At 72.3% G+C, this 14,390-nt stretch carries 12 protein-coding genes; 6 read left to right on the top strand and 6 right to left on the bottom strand.

The features are described 5' to 3' along the window. Positions 1-46 precede the first annotated feature (46 nt). Positions 47-295: an SCO4226 family nickel-binding protein gene (locus KIK09_RS17525; RefSeq protein ID WP_214320270.1), complete on the top strand. Its 249-nt coding sequence runs from the start codon at positions 47-49 to the stop codon at positions 293-295. Here KIK09_RS17525 and KIK09_RS17520 read toward each other — a convergent pair. Further along, positions 268-1,164, bottom strand: a complete 897-nt coding sequence (locus tag KIK09_RS17520; RefSeq protein WP_214320269.1) for an NAD(P)H-dependent flavin oxidoreductase — start codon at positions 1,162-1,164, stop codon at positions 268-270. The genes KIK09_RS17525 and KIK09_RS17520 overlap by 28 nt on opposite strands. 18 nt (positions 1,165-1,182) lie before the next feature. On the opposite strand from KIK09_RS17520, the gene KIK09_RS59205 reads away from it, so the two are divergent. Beyond that, positions 1,183-2,700 (top strand): LuxR C-terminal-related transcriptional regulator, encoded by a 1,518-nt coding sequence (locus tag KIK09_RS59205; RefSeq protein ID WP_214320268.1) that lies wholly within the window; start codon positions 1,183-1,185, stop codon positions 2,698-2,700. Positions 2,701-2,775: 75 nt separating this feature from the next. Continuing rightward, complete coding sequence (locus KIK09_RS17510) at positions 2,776-3,543, top strand: class I SAM-dependent methyltransferase (RefSeq protein WP_214320267.1); 768 nt, start codon at positions 2,776-2,778, stop codon at positions 3,541-3,543. A 169-nt stretch (positions 3,544-3,712) separates the two neighbouring features. Here KIK09_RS17510 and KIK09_RS17505 read toward each other — a convergent pair whose 3' ends face one another. Continuing rightward, complete coding sequence (locus KIK09_RS17505) at positions 3,713-5,725, bottom strand: BTAD domain-containing putative transcriptional regulator (protein WP_214320266.1); 2,013 nt, start codon at positions 5,723-5,725, stop codon at positions 3,713-3,715. A 75-nt stretch (positions 5,726-5,800) separates the two neighbouring features. Between KIK09_RS17505 and KIK09_RS17500 the strand changes: the two genes are divergently transcribed. Next, complete coding sequence (locus tag KIK09_RS17500) at positions 5,801-6,457, top strand: hypothetical protein (protein ID WP_214320265.1); 657 nt, start codon at positions 5,801-5,803, stop codon at positions 6,455-6,457. Here the strand turns inward: KIK09_RS17500 and KIK09_RS17495 are convergent. The 4 genes from KIK09_RS17495 to KIK09_RS17480 form a co-directional block, all read right to left on the bottom strand. Further along, entirely contained in the window at positions 6,447-7,454 is a 1,008-nt protein-coding gene (locus KIK09_RS17495; RefSeq protein ID WP_214320264.1) for an NAD-dependent epimerase/dehydratase family protein, read from the bottom strand. The genes KIK09_RS17500 and KIK09_RS17495 overlap by 11 nt on opposite strands. Before the next feature lie 34 nt (positions 7,455-7,488). Further along, on the bottom strand, positions 7,489-9,654 hold the full coding sequence (locus KIK09_RS17490) for a SulP family inorganic anion transporter (protein ID WP_214320263.1): 2,166 nt from the start codon (positions 9,652-9,654) through the stop codon (positions 7,489-7,491). Between the two features lie 182 nt (positions 9,655-9,836). Continuing rightward, positions 9,837-11,249 (bottom strand): hypothetical protein, encoded by a 1,413-nt coding sequence (locus KIK09_RS17485; protein ID WP_214320262.1) that lies wholly within the window; start codon positions 11,247-11,249, stop codon positions 9,837-9,839. A 183-nt stretch (positions 11,250-11,432) separates the two neighbouring features. After that, on the bottom strand, positions 11,433-11,942 hold the full coding sequence (locus KIK09_RS17480; RefSeq protein ID WP_308164156.1) for a YbhB/YbcL family Raf kinase inhibitor-like protein: 510 nt from the start codon (positions 11,940-11,942) through the stop codon (positions 11,433-11,435). Positions 11,943-12,348: 406 nt separating this feature from the next. Here KIK09_RS17480 and KIK09_RS17475 point away from each other — a divergent pair, with 406 nt between their 5' ends. Both KIK09_RS17475 and KIK09_RS17470 read left to right on the top strand, forming a co-directional pair. Beyond that, positions 12,349-12,861 (top strand): PH domain-containing protein, encoded by a 513-nt coding sequence (locus tag KIK09_RS17475; RefSeq protein WP_214320721.1) that lies wholly within the window; start codon positions 12,349-12,351, stop codon positions 12,859-12,861. Beyond that, a complete protein-coding gene (locus KIK09_RS17470) occupies positions 12,858-14,390 on the top strand; it encodes a PH domain-containing protein (RefSeq protein WP_308164155.1) in 1,533 nt (510 codons plus the stop codon). Before KIK09_RS17475 ends, KIK09_RS17470 begins: the two co-directional genes overlap by 4 nt.

Genomic DNA, 14,390 nt, shown 5'->3' with positions numbered 1-14,390 from the left:
GCTGAGTGTGGGTCGCACCTTTCCCGCACTACGAAGGGAGCAGACCATGAAGTTCATGGACGTGCACAGCGGCTTCGTCGGCGTCTCCGAGGACGAGCTGCGCCAGGCCCACGAGCAGGACCTGGCCATCGAAGGCTCCGAGGGCGTGCACTTCGAGCACGCCTGGATGGACCCGGAGTCGGGCAAGGTGTTCTGCCTGTCCACCGGTCCGTCCAAGGAAGCGGTGCTGCGGGTCCACGAGAAGGCGGGCCACCCGACGTCGGAGATCTACGAGTTGCCCGTCGACATCGACTGAACGACCTCAGCGGCCGTGCGGCGCTCGCGGACCAGGCCGACGGCCTGGCCCGCGTACACGTAGCCGCCGGGCTTCAGCTCCGCACGGCCCTCGGGGGAGGTGGCCAGCTCGTCCTCCCGGCCCTCCCACCTGGTGAAGTAGCCGTTGCGCAGCGACCGCCCGCCGTACTCGACGGGCCAGGCGAGCTGCTGCGCCACGTCGAAGACCCGCCCGTAGGCGGTGTCCGTCTCGCGGGCGTCCAGCACCTGCGCGGCCGCCGCGTCCGACAGCGTGGTCTCCACGCAGCCCAGGAACGCCGTGCCCACCCAGGCCCCGGCCGCTCCCGCGGCGAGCACCGCGGCCATGCCCCGCCAGGTGGCGATGCCGCCCGCGGCCAGCACCGGGATCCGCACCGCGTCAAGCACGCCCTGCAGCAGCGGCAGCGTGCCCACGTCGTTGCGCCCGTGCCCGCCGCCCTCGCCGCCGCGCGCCACCACGGCGTCCACCCCGGCCTGCTCGGCGGCCATCGCCTCGTCGGTCGTGCCCGCCTGCGTGACGACCGTGATGCCTGCTCGCCGCAACTCCTCGACGTACTTCGCGTAGGGCCCGAAGCTCACCGACACCAGCGCGGGCCGTGCCGCCAGCACGGCCTCGAGCTGCTCGCCCGTGAGCGCCCAGGCCATGAGCCCGATCCCGTACGGCCGCCCGCCCGCCGCGCACGTCGCGGCCTGCGCCGTGATCCACGAGGCGGCGCCCGTCGCGGGCACGCCGAGCATGCCCAGCGCCCCCGCGCGCGAGATGGCGGCCGCGAGCCGCCCGTCAGCCACGCCCGCCAGCGGAGCCCCCACCAGGGGCACGTCCAGCCCGAACCGATCAGTCAGCCACGTCATGCTGACTACCGTAGGAGCATGCGGGCAGAGCAACTGCTGCGGGAGGGCGACTGGGCGGCGGCCTACCGGGCCTTCGCCGGCGAGCGGGGCCCCGCGGCCGCGGAGGGCATGGCGGCCGCCGCCTGGTGGATGGACGACGACCAGGAGATCTTCCGCCGCTACGAGCAGGCCTACCGCGGCTACCGGGAAACGGGGGACGACGCCGGAGCGGCCAGGGCGGCGGCCTGGCTCGGCAACGCGGCCCTGCAGCTGCGCGGGGAGGACGCCGTCGCCCAGGGCTGGTTCCGGCGCGCGGAACGCCTCGATCCCGGCTCGCCGCTGCTGGCGCTGTTCCTGGCGATGGCCGCGCTGCACCGCGGCGACCCGGCGGACGCGGCGCGGCGCGCGGCCGAGGTCCGCGGCTCGCCCGGCCTCTCGCCCGACCTCGAGGTGCAGGCCATGGCCGTGGCGGGGCTGGCAGCGGTGGCGATGGGCCGCATCGGGGCGGGCATGCCGCTGCTCGACGAGGCCGTGGCAGCCGCGCTGGCGGGCGAGACCGCCGAGGTGGCCTCGGTCTGGGTGCCCAGCTGCTACCTCGTCCAGGGTTGCGAGCATGCCAGGGACTGGGAGCGGGCCAGGCAGTGGAGCCTGCGGACGATGGAGTTCTGCCGGCGGCTCAACCTGGGCTCGCCGTACGCCCGCTGCCGTACCCACTACGGCACGGTGCTGCTGTGGCAGGGCGACTGGGCGGGCGCCGAGACCGAGCTGACCACGGCCGCCCGCGCGCTCGAGACCCGGCCGGTGCTGGCGGCCGAGGCGTGGGCCAGGCTCGGCGAGCTGCGCCGGCGGCAGGGGCAGTCAGCGGAGGCGGGCGAGCTGCTGCGGCGCGGCCGTGCCGCGCCCGCGGCCCGGCTCGGGTTGGTCGAGCTGCACCTCGACCTGGGCGAGGCGGCCGAGGCGCTGGAACTCGCCGAGCGGCTCCTGGCCGGGGCGCACGGGCTGGCCCGGGCGCCGGTGCTCGAGGTGCTGGTCCGCGCCGGGGTGGCGGCGGGCCGCCCCGAACGGGTGCCGGGGGCGGCCCGGGAGCTGGACGCGCTGGCGGAGGAGATCGGCACGGCCGCGGTGCGCGCCTCCGCCGACTGGGCGCTCGGGCTGCTCGGCGACGGCGCGCGGCTGGAACGGGCCGTGGCGGCCTTCACCCGGGCGGGCGATCCGTACGGCGCGGCCAGGGTCCGGCTCGACCTGGCGGCCAGGCTCGGACCCGGCGCGACCGAGGAGGCCCGCGCGGCCAGGGAGGAGTTCGTCCGGCTCGGCGCCACCGCCGACGCCGCCAGGGCCACGGCCTTCCTCGGCACCCTGGCCCCGCAGGAGCTCACCGGGAGGCAGGTGGAGATCCTGCGGCTGGTGGCCGCCGGGCTCACCAACCGGGAGATGGCCACGCGGCTGCAGGTCAGCGAGCACACCGTGAAGCGGCACGTGGCCAACATCCTGGCCAGGCTGGGCCTGACCTCGCGGACGGCGGCCGTGGCGCACGCGCTGCGCACCGGGCTGCTGTGACCCGTTCGGGCCACGGCCGCGGATGGCCCGTACGGGCGAAGCGCGGGAGGGGCCGCGGTGCCTAGCGTCGCGAGCATGAGCGAAAACCCCTGGTTCCTGGGCGACCTTGGAAAACTGGCCGCCCACCTGCCGCCCGTGTACGCCGAACGCCTCTGCGAGGAGCTGGACCTGCGCCCCGGCGAGCGCGTCCTGGACGCCGCCGCGGGCACCGGCGTCGTGTCCGTCACGGCCGCGCGGCGCTTCTGCGAGGTCACCGCCGTCGACCTGGTGCCCGCCTACCTCGACCAGGCCCGCGAGCTGGCGGCCCGGGAGGGGCTGCCGCTGGCCGTCCGGGTCGCGGACGTGCAGGAGCTGCCCTTCGACGACGGTTCCTTCGACGCAGCGGTGTCCACGTTCGGGGTGATGTTCGCCGCCGACCCGGAACGGGCCGCGGGCGAGCTGCGCCGCGTCACCCGCGGGCGGATCGGGCTGACCGCGTGGACCCCTGACGGCGTCATCGCCGAGTACGCCCGCACGATCGCCAAGCACCTGCAGGCCTCGCCACCGCCGCGCTCGCCCTTCGCCTGGGGCACGGAGGAGGGGCTGCGCGAGCTGTTCGACGGCTGCGACATCCGCACGGCCGGGCGCCGCCAGCCCTTTCGCTATCCGTCGGCCGCGCAGGCCGTCGACGCCTTCAGACAGTGGTACGGCCCGGCCAAGGCGGCCTTCGCCGTCCTGCCGGAGGACCGGCGGGAGGCGATGCGCGAGGACATGATCGGCGTCTGGGAGGCGCACAACCGGTCCGACGACGGCACCCTGGTTGTCGACGCTGACTACCTGGAGGCCGTCGTCGAGCCCCTGTGACTGCGCGCGAGGGGCGGAGGTATGGGAACCTCCGCCCCTCCGGCCCCTGGGAGTCAGGACCGACACCGCGCGAGGGGGGACCATGCTTCCTCGCGCACACCCGAGGCTAGACCGGCGCCTTCGTCCCGGTCTGCGGAGGAATACACACTCAGGCCTCCCGGCGTTTCCGTCACCGGCGCACCACCCGCGTGGCGGTCCTGGAGTAGGTGTTGCCCGGGCCGTAGGTGAAGACCCCGAACGTGCCCTCGGCCACGTCGCCGTTGCCGTCGAACTCGATGCGCCCGCTGAGCCCGTCGTAGTCGATGTCCGCACCCGCCTCCAGCAGCCGGGCACACTCGGCGAAGGACGTGCACCGCTGCCCGCCGCCGCTCACCGACGCCATCCGCCCCGCGATCGAGGGTCCGAGATCCCCGCCGGCCGCCCGCGCGGCCAGTGCCGCGACCACCACCGCGTCGTAGCTCTCCACGGCATAGCGGAAGTCGGTCAACGAAGGGTCCATCGCCCGCATCCGGTCCTTGAACGCCGTGCTGACGTCGGCCTCCGCCACGATCCCGCGGACCCCGGTGAGAGCGCCCCTGGGCAGGTCGGACGAGTAGTCGTGGAGGTTGGCGTCCACCAGATACCAGCGCTGGCTCCCGCGGTGCAGCCGCTGCATGAGCTGCGCGGTCTCCTCGAACCCGATCATGATCAGCGCGTCGGCGTCGATCGGTCCGAGACGGGAGAAGCCCGGATGGTCCTCGGGATACCTGACCTTCTTGACCACCTCGACGCCGCTGGTCTTCAGCACGGCTTCCGCCGTGTCGACCAGCTCGTCGCCGTAGGGGTCGTCCAGCGCGACGAAGGCGGCTGTCCGGTTCCCGTCCTCGACCACGAGCCGGCCGAGCAGCGTGCCCTGCAGGGTGTTGGAGGCCACGGTCCTGAAGAACAGACCCCTGTCGTACGCGGTCGACAGCATGCTCGCCGCGGCGGACGGAGAGATCATGACCATGTCGGCCTCGGTCACGGCGTCCATGATCGTCTCCGAGACCGTGCTGGAGCCCGGTCCGATCACCACATCGGCGTGATTCTTGATCATCTGCTGGACGGCGGGCAGGGCCAGGTCGTTGGTCGCGTCCCCCGAATCCGCTTTGAGCAACCGGACCGGATGGCCGAGCACGCCACCGGCGGCGTTGACGTCCTGCACGGCCAGGTCGGCGCCGGTGGACATGGCATCGCCGAGGAAGTACAGGCTTCCCGTCATCGGCAGCAACGTGGCCATGGTGAGGACGCCGTCGCCGGCCACGCCGGGCAGCAGCGTCACCGCGGGCGCGGCCACGGGGTGCTGCCGCACCGGCCTCGTGGGCCGCGGCGGCTGGGGTGCCTGGAGCAGCAGGAGGAGCGCGAGGGCCGCGGACCTCAGCACCCGCACCGCCTGCCGTCTCCGCGCCTTCACGGTGATGCTGACCGGACCGGTCGGCGGCGGAGGAGGAGGCGCGTGCTCCTCGCGGAGGATGTCGGATTCGATCGCGCGCAGTTCCGCGCCCGGTTCCAGCCCGAGTTCGTCGATCAGCACCCGGCGGGCCGACCGGTAGACCTCAAGCGCCTCCGCACGCCGGCCGGAGCGGTGCAGGGCGAGCATGAGCTGGCCGTACAGGCGCTCGCGCAGCGGATGGGCGCCCACCAGCGCGCGCAGTTCACCCACCATGTCGCGGTGATGCCCGAGCGCGAGCTCGAGGTCGATCCAGTCCTCGGTGAGGACGGCCCGCCTCTCCTCCAGCCGGCGCGCGTAGTCCCTGGCGGCGTCCGGCAGCTCCAGGCCGTCGAATACCGGCCCGCGCCACAGGTCCAGCGCCTGCCGGGCCGTCCGCGCGGCGGCCTGGAGGTCGTTGTCCGCGGCCAGGGCGCGAGCGGTGCGCTCGCGCTCGTCGAAGATCCCCGCGTCGAGCTCGTCGCCGGCCAGGATCAGCGCGTAGCCGCCGTGCCGCGAGACCAGCAGACCCTCCTGGCCCAGCGTGCGCCGCACCTGAGCCACGTAGACGCGCAGGTTGTCCACCGCGGAGCGGGGCATCCGGTCAGGCCAGAGCGCGTTCACGAGCCTGTCGTTCGAGACCGCCTCACCGGCGGCCGCGACCAGCGTCGCCAGCAGGGTCCCCGGTTTCGGCGCGGTCAGCCGTACCCCGGCGACCTCGATAGGACCGAGCACCGAGACGCGCACAATGATCGGTTATACGGAGACATATACGCACTCCGCAACCTCCCTGTGCCCATTATCGGCGCCATGCGACACGCACTCGTTCTCAGCACCCTGACCCTGGCCCTTCTCCCCCTGCTCGCGCAGGACGCGCAGGCCGCCGGCGATCCCACCGCCAAGCAGCTCAAGCGGGCACTGATCACGACCTGGGCCGGCAAGAAGGCGGAAAAGGTTCGATCGGGCACGGCGGACTCGGTCATGGCAGGCGAAAGCGGCTGGGCTTTCAGTCGGCTGCCCGCCCGCTGCAAGACCAGCGCCACCGCGGGCCTGGCCATCGACAAGCGCACGTGGGGGCGGCCCGCCGCGCTGTCCATGATCACCGCCATGGGCCACTTCTACGGTGAGACGCTCATCACGATGGCCAAGCCGCCGCGGCAGGCCGTCCCCGCCGGATGCGCCCGGCTCAAGGTGAAGTACTACAACGGCAAGCGCATCACCGTGACAATCACCAAGGTGACCGACCTGCCTGACATCTCCGGCGCCGAGGTGAGCGCCGTCAAGACGACGCTCACGCCCAGCCCATGGCCGCACCTGTCACACCCGGAGTTCATGCTCACCATCGTGCGATCGGGGTCGCTCGTCATGGAGGCCTATACGGACTCCGCCGACGGCGATGTGGAGAGCGCGGCCAATCCCTTCACGGAGGCGGCCTGGCGCCGCGCCTCCGGCAGGCTCAGCGGCTAGCCCAGGCCGCCAGGACGGTGGCCTCCTTGTCGGGGGCGATGCCGTGGCGCATGCGCGAGCCGTACACCCGCTCATCCTCGGGGATGTGGCGCAGCCACTCCCAGGTGTCGCGGACCATCTCGGCCACCGGGCGGACGCGCAGCCCGGCCGCCTCGGCCTTGGCGGTGGAGATGGCCCAGAAGTTGTCCCGCGTGGCTTCGTCCGCCGCCCACAGGGGCAACTCGACGAACTCGCCGACCTCGTGCTCCTTCAGGAAGTCGTCCTCCACCCAGACGAACTCGGCGTCCGACCCCGTGACCTGCTTGCACAGCTCCAGCCACGCGCCGTAGGTGGTGTTGCCCGCCGGGCCGGTGACCATGAAGCGGTCACGGGTGCCCTTCTCGCCGTGGTCCAGCGTGAAGGCAGCGACGTCGCGGGCGTCGATGAGCTGCATCGGCCGGTCGGGCTCGCCGGGGGCCAGCACCTGGCCGCCGTGCGAGATCCGGGTCAGCCACCACGGCAGCCTGGCCACGTTCTCGTACGGGCCGAGGATGAGCCCCGGCTGGACGATCAGCACGTTGCCGTCGAAGCCCTCCTCGACGGCACGCTCGCAGCCCGCCTTCAGCACGCCGTAGTCGCCGTCGTCGGGGCCCGCGTCGGGTGCGCAGTCCCAGATGTCGGACTCGTCCGTGGCCGGCTTGTCGGGGAAGTCCTTCACGGCCGAGACCGTGGAGATGAACACGTAGCCGGGCGCGTGCCCCGACAGCAGCCGCGCCGTCTCGCCCACCACGCGTGGCACGTAGCCGTTCACGTCGATCACCAGGTCCCAGGAGCGCCCGTCGACCAGCCGCTCCAGGTCGGCCGTCACCCCCCGGTCGCCGTGGATCGGCTCGACCCCCGGCACGTCGGGGTTGCTCTGCCCCCGGTTGAACGTCGTGACCTGATGTCCGCGCGCGAGCGACTCTTCGACGATGGCACGACCGAGGAAACCGGAGCCGCCAAGAACCAGAACTCTCATGGTTCTCATTCTTGGCGGCACGAACCCCGATGAATCAGATCTTCACGGAGAGCGTAGACGACAGCATGTGCACCCGAGCCGAGCCGATGTCGAAATACAGCCCCACCAGCTCCAGGTTCCCCGCGTCCACCTGCTCGCGGATCTTGCCGTAGGTGAGCAGGTTGTCCAGCTGCTGGCGCACATTGACGCGGCACAGCGTGTCCAGCGGATCCGCGTCCCACTCGTCCTCGATGAAGCGCGCCAGGCTGTGGTGGCCGTGCCGCAGCCACCGCCGCAGCCCCGGCAGGCTGCCCGCCTTGACCCCCGCGCTGAGCAGCCCCGCCATCGCCCCGCACCCCGAATGCCCGCACACGGTGATCGTCCGCACGCTCAGCACCTGCGTCGCGTACTCGATCGCCGCCACCACCGAGTCGTCCGAGGCGCCCTTGCGCGGCACCAGGTTGCCGATGTTGCGCACCGTGAACAGGTCGCCGGGCCCGCTCGCGGTGATCAGGCTCGGCACGACCCGCGAGTCGGCGCAGGTGATGAACAGGTGCGAGGGCTGCTGCTTGCGCGCCAGCTGGCTGAAGATCGGCCGCACCAGCGGCGCCGTCCGCCGGTGGAACTCGCGCGCCCCCGCCGTCAGCTGGCACTCCACCTCGGCCGGCCCGCCCTGCGACGGTACGGCAGGCCGCCGCGAACGCCACCTGCGATGCGACCACGGCAGCCACCACCGGTCCGGCGCGCGAGGCGGCGTCTTGGCGGGGAACATCCGCGACCCGCTGGCCGACATCGCGTACCACTCGTCGTGCAGCTCGTCGATGTCGACGCTGCCGCCCAGCCGCTCGTGGTCCAGCCGCCAGGAGTGGATCGCCTCGAAGGCGGCGTTGTCCATGAAGTCGATGTTGAGATCCAGGTCCACCGCCGCCCCGGCAGGGATGGCCCGCAGCTCCCTGGTCAGCCGCGGCACGCCCAGGAACGTCAGCGACCCCGAGATCATGGCATGGACGCGGCCGTCCTGCTCCTGCTCGACCCTGACCGTGACCCAGGTCAGCCTGCGTAGCGCCAGCAGCGCCGCGAGCCCGAGCCCCGCCAGCACCCCTTCCCCCAGCCCGAGCACGATCACCGAGCACATCGTCACCAGGTAGACCGGCACCTCGCCGTGCCCGTGCACCTTCCTGATGTGACCCAGGTTCACCATCTGCACGCCGATGAACACCAGCAACGCCGCCAGCGCCGCGCTCGGGATCAGCTTGATCGTCCAGGCGAACCCGCACAGGAACAGCAGCACCCACACCCCGTGCAGAATCGCCGACCAGCGGCTGCGCGCCCCGGTCGCCACGTTCGCGGTGCTGCGCACGATCGCGCCCGCCACCGGCAGCCCGCCCAGCGCCCCCGCGACCATGTTGGCCACGCCCTGGCCCATCAGCTCCTGGTCCAGGTCGGCCCGCTTGCCGGAGTGCATGCCGTCCACCGCGACCGAGCACAGCAGCGACTCCACCGCCGACAGCAGCGCCACCAGCATGACCGCGGCCGCGATCTTGTGCCAGTCGCCGTGCGGCAGCACGGGGAACGCCCACGCGCCCAGGCCGCCCGACAGGTCGACCCTGGCCACGTCCCAGCCGCACACCGCGGCCACCGCCGCGGCCACGATCAGCGCGGGCAGCGGCGCGGGCACCACCCTGATCCGCCTGGGCAGCCGCGTCCACACGGCGAGCACCGCGATCGTCAGCACGCCTATCGCGACCGCGTGGGTGTGCTTCTGCGCGACCTGCGCGGGCAGCTCCACCAGGTTCGCCAGCGCCGACCGCTGCGGGCTGCCGCCGAGCACCACGTGCAGCTGCGACAGCGCGATCACCACGCCGACGCCGGCCAGCAGCCCGTGCACCACCGCCGGCGAGACCGCCAGCGCCGCCCTGGCCGCCCTGAACACGCCCAGCACCAGCTGCAGCACCCCGGCAAGCAGGGTGATCATGCAGGTGGCCCGCCAGCCGTAGGTCTGTATCAGGTCCGCCACCACGAGCGTCAGGCCGGTCGCGGGACCGCTCACCACGGCCGGCGAGCCGCCCAGCGCGCCGGCCACGATGCCGCCGACGATCGCGGCCACCAGCCCCGCCGCCAGCGGCGCCCCCGAGGCCATCGCCACACCCAGCGACAGCGGGACCGCGACGAGGAACACCACCAGGGACGCGGGCACGTCGTGTTTGAGCAGCCTGATCATGTGCCCAGACTCTATTGCCCCGCTGACCTGCTCAGATGCCGTTCGCAAGGTGTTTTACAAGATCATTATGGGCGCACCGTGACTTTTCCATCACTCTTGGCACAGCCGCCCCCGAGGGATCGGGGGCTGACATGGCTGTGGGCGCGCCCGGTCGATGGCGCGCCCACGTGAGGGGTGGTAGGTCAGCGGTAGTAGTCGGGGTAGTCCTGCTTCTCCGGAGCCCGGCGGTGACCGCCGTGGTTGCCATTGGGAGCGGCGGCCGTCTCGGACGGCGTGCCGTACATCTCGCCGTAGCTCGGCCAGCTGCCGTTGGAGGCGGGCGGCTCGGGCCAGGCGGCGGGGCCGGCGGGGGCGGCGTAGTCGCCCGTCTCGTACGCGAAGGACTGGGAGGCCTGCGTGGGACCCGACAGCACGTCGTCGTAGCCCGACACGGCGCGGCTGGGCGCCGTGGGGGTGCCCGAGGCGGGCGAGGGGCCCGTCAGCGGGTCGGAGTCGTCGGCCACCGCCCAGCCGGAGCGGACCTCGTAGCTGGAGCGGCTCTGCGGCTGGACCGGCTCGAACGCGGGCCACGAACCCGAGGGGCCCGTGGCGGGCTCGTCCAGGACGTCACGCGCGGGCCAGGAGCCGGAGGTGGGACTGCTGCCGCCGGTCCACGTGGTGGCCAGCGGGTCGGCGCCGTTCGGGTAGGCGGGGAACGGGTCGCTGGTCGGCGCGGCGTGGATGGGGCTCGGCGGCGTGGCCGGGAAGGACCCGCTGCTGGTGGGGCTCACCGCGGGGAACGACCCGCTCGAGGAGCCGTTCACGGCCGGGAAGGACCCGCTCGAGCTCGCGGCGGGGAAGGACCCGCCGGCGGAGCCGTTCGTGTTGGAGAAGGAGCCGCTGGAGGTCAGCGGGTCGGGACGGGTGGGCGGGACCGGCTTCGCGCCGGCGCCCAGGATGCTCATCACGTCGCCGGTCGGCGCGGAGAACGTCACCGTGCGCTGGTCCGCCAGGTCGGCCGCCGTCGGCGCGGACCGCGGCTGCACGGGCTCGACCAGTCCTGCCAGCCCGGCGGAGGCCGCCGCGGGGGCGGGCGTCGGGGGAGTCCGCTGGGGGAGCGGAGCCTGAACCGTGGCCGCGTTCGGGTCTGCGGTGACCGGCCGCCTCTCTCTCGGCCGGTCAGCCACGGGCCGTTCCCGCTCGCGCTCGGCGGGCGCCGGGGCCGCCTTGCGGGCCGCGACCGTGCCGCCGGCGCCGAAGCCGCCGTGCTCCGCATCGCTGCGGATGTTCGCCCAGAACTCCTCGTCCTCGTCGTCCGAGCTCGGATTGCCCCACTCGTCTACGCCACGCCTGCCACGCTGGCCCGTGCGCACCGGTCTCGGGGCCTTCACCTCGTCGATGGGGCTGAAATCCGGGCTGAAGTTGTTCATACGGGGTTCGTGTGCGGCGAACTCGTCCGTGGACCGAGCGTGGGTCATCTCCTCTTTCTCGGCCATCTGCTTCAGCCGCTCGGGAGGAAGAGAGCTCTCCCTCTTGTTCATGGAGCGCATGCCCAGTGCCACGACGACGAGCACGAGGAGCACGACAGCGACCAAGCTCACTACGACCGCGATCATTGCACCACCCTCAAAGCCATGGCCTCCTTACGGCGCCGGTGAGATCGCGCGGCCATCGACGCGATCTGCCCCCTTTGATCACCAACGCCTAACGATTGGATCTGATTGTGTCGGACCACTATGAGCGTTGTCACACCCTAAGTGAAGAATTGGTAACCACTACTACCTGCGGTGTTCGGCATCTCACTCGATGTTGACCGCCGTGAGCCTGCCGCGCGCGATGGTCTGGTCCGCGATCTTCTTCAGCACATCGGAGAGAAGCGCGTCCTTGCCGACCGTGACCATGCCGTTCAGCTCGTAGACGGTGAACCTGAAGCTGCCCTTGTCGCCACAGGGAGGTTGGTAGCCCGCTTTGCCACTGGTGCCCTTGGCCTGGCTGGCGCCCTGCGGGTGCTCGGCGGCGTTGGGACCCAGCTCGGTCGTGGTGGCGGGGATGTTGTACATCACCCAGTTCACGGCCGATTCCTGCGGTGTGTGGGAGTCGACCACGATCGCGATCGACTTGGCGTTCGGCAACGGCTCGCTGGACCAGCGCAGCGGCGGGCTGCCCTGGGTGCCGCCGCAGGAGTACTCGCGGGGCAGTGGTTTGCCCTCGCGAAGCTCCGGGCTCGAGACGTTGACCTGAGCTATCTCCTTCGCCTGGGACCTTCCGATGAAGTTCGCGCAACCCGGCAGGGTGAGCACAGCGACCACCGCTGTCACAGTGACAGCGGCGCGTCTCACGCGTCTTGCCGTGTAACGCAGCCCCATGCCGGATGATGCTACGCGGCTCTCGGCGATGCGCCGACCGTTTCGCGAGGGTCGGTGGCCGGGATACGACCCGAATTCCGATGGAATCGCGGACTCGGCGCGGTGAGCTTGGACACAAGCATGACCTCAGAAGGACCGAATCACGGGGTACATAACCGCTGTTGGCCTGCCGCTTCACCCCATCCGGGAGATCAGGTACGGCAGGCCGCATCCCACCCCGCCCGAGAAGTGGGCACGCCAACTCGTGCTACATGAAGACGCGAAAATCGGTCACACTCGCCCACCCGACCCGGATGGGCGGTTCGCGGGGGGATCTGGTATTTGCCGGAGCCCTAAGCTTGGTGACGTGATGTCAACTGGCCCGTTGCGTGATCCGGCGCACCGCGTCTCGCCCAAGGCCGTCAGGCTCTGGCTGTTCGAATCGTTGATCGCGTTCGTGTTCCTGGTGGGCGGATCGCTGCTGCTCGCCACCTGGGCCGACGACTGGTCGTGGCTGCCGGAGTGGCTGACGTCGAACATCTGGCTGCTGCCTGTGGTCGTCGGCGTGCTCGCGACGCCGTTCCTGGTGGCCGAGCCGTTCGTCCGCTACGCCGTGCACCGCTGGGAGCTGTCCGGCGACGTGGTGTACGCCCGCTCCGGGTTCCTGACGCGGGAATGGGTGTTCGTGCCCGTCAGCCGCATCCAGACGGTCGACAAGGCGCAGGGCTGGCTGGAGCGCTCGCTCGGGCTGGCCACGCTCGAGATCCGCACCGCCTCGCACGCCGGGTCCTCCACGATCAAGGGCCTGGACTTCCAGGTCGCGGCCGGGCTCGCCGAGCGGCTCGCCCACCGCGCGGAACAGCTCAGGGACGACGCCACGTGACCCACTCCGACCCGAACGACGCCCCGCCGTACGGCACAGCGCCCGCACCCGCCGGGCCGCAGGGGTGGGCGCCCTTCGCGGAGCCGATGCGGCTGAGCCCGAAGGTGCTGCTGATCGACCCGGTGCGGATGCTGCCGTCGCTGCTCCTGCCCCTGGTGGGTGTGCTGTTCGTGGGCGGCTTCTCCGTCCGCTCGTACGTGTGGGCCGCGCTCGGCGTGGTCGGCACGGTGGTGTTCGCCGTGATCCGGTGGCTGACGTTCACCTACCAGGTCGCCGGCGACCGGCTGGAGATCAAGCAGTCGCTCGTCAGCCGTTCGATCAGGACGATCCCGCTCGAACGCATCCGCGGCGTGGACGTGTCGACCCCGCCCATGCACCGCCTGCTGGGCCTGGCCGTACTCAAGATCGACACGGGCGCGAGCGGCAAGGACGAGGAGGGCGAGCTCGACGGCGTGACCCTGCGGGAGGCCGAGCGGCTCAAGGCCGTCCTCCTGCGCACCCACCGCACCAGGGCGGGGGCCGTGCCCGCGGCAGGGCCCGCGGAGGAACCCGGGGAAAGGGTGATCTTCCGTATCCCGATGAGGTGGCTGCTCTACGGGCCGCTGTCGGGGGCGTACCTGCTCACCCCGTTCGCGCTGGCCGGTGGCGCCATCGGCCTGGCCTTCCAGTGGGGCGACGACCTGGGGTTCGGCCGTGACGCGGCGATCGGCGCGGGCGAGTGGCTGTGGGAGCACCCGTACCTGCTGCTGGCCGTGGCGGTGCTGCTCGTGGTGGCGATGCCGTTCGTCGGCGGCGTCATGTACGCGATCTTCAACTGGGGCTTCACGCTGAGGGAGCGCGAGGGCTACCTGGTCGCCGAGCGCGGCCTGGTGACCCGGCGCAGCGTCTCGCTCGAGCTGCGGCGCGTCCGCGGCTACGAGCTCGTCGAGGGCTGGGTGGAGCGCTGGGCCAAGGTCGCCCGCGCCTGGGCCATCGTGACCGGCCTCGGCGACTCCGAGACGCGCGGCCAGCTGCTGCCCGACGTCCCGCGGGTGGTCGCCGAACAGGTGACCGCCGGCGCGATCGGCCCCTACCGGGCGGCGCTGCGCCCGCACCCGCCCATCGCCCGCAACCGCCGGCTGTTCCGCGCCGTCGCCCCGTGGCTGCTGCTCGCGCTGGCCGGCGTCGCGGCCGCCCAGGTGAACGGGGTGGGATGGGCCCTGACGGTCGCCGGGCTGCTGCTCGCGGTCGCCGGCGTGCCGATCGGGCTCGACCGCTACCGGTCGCTCGGCCACGGCTACGACGGCGTGCGCCTGTCGGTCCGCAGCGGCTCGTTCCGGCGCGCGCAAGCCGTGGTGGAGCGCAGGGCCGTGGTGGGCTGGCGGCTGCGCCAGACGTGGTTCCAGCGCCGCGCCGGGGTGTACACGCTCATCGTGGGCGTGGGCGCGGGCAAGGGCGGCTACGAGGCGATCGACGTCTCGCGGGAGCAGGCGCTCGGGCTGTCGGCCGAGGTGACGCCGGAATGGCTGGCGCCGTTCCTGGCCGAGTGA

The sequence above is a fragment of the Nonomuraea sediminis genome (assembly GCF_018531495.1).
GTDB lineage: Bacteria > Actinomycetota > Actinomycetes > Streptosporangiales > Streptosporangiaceae > Nonomuraea > Nonomuraea sediminis.
Note: the sequence above shows the minus strand (reverse complement) of the source record. Positions and strands in the feature narration are given on the sequence as shown.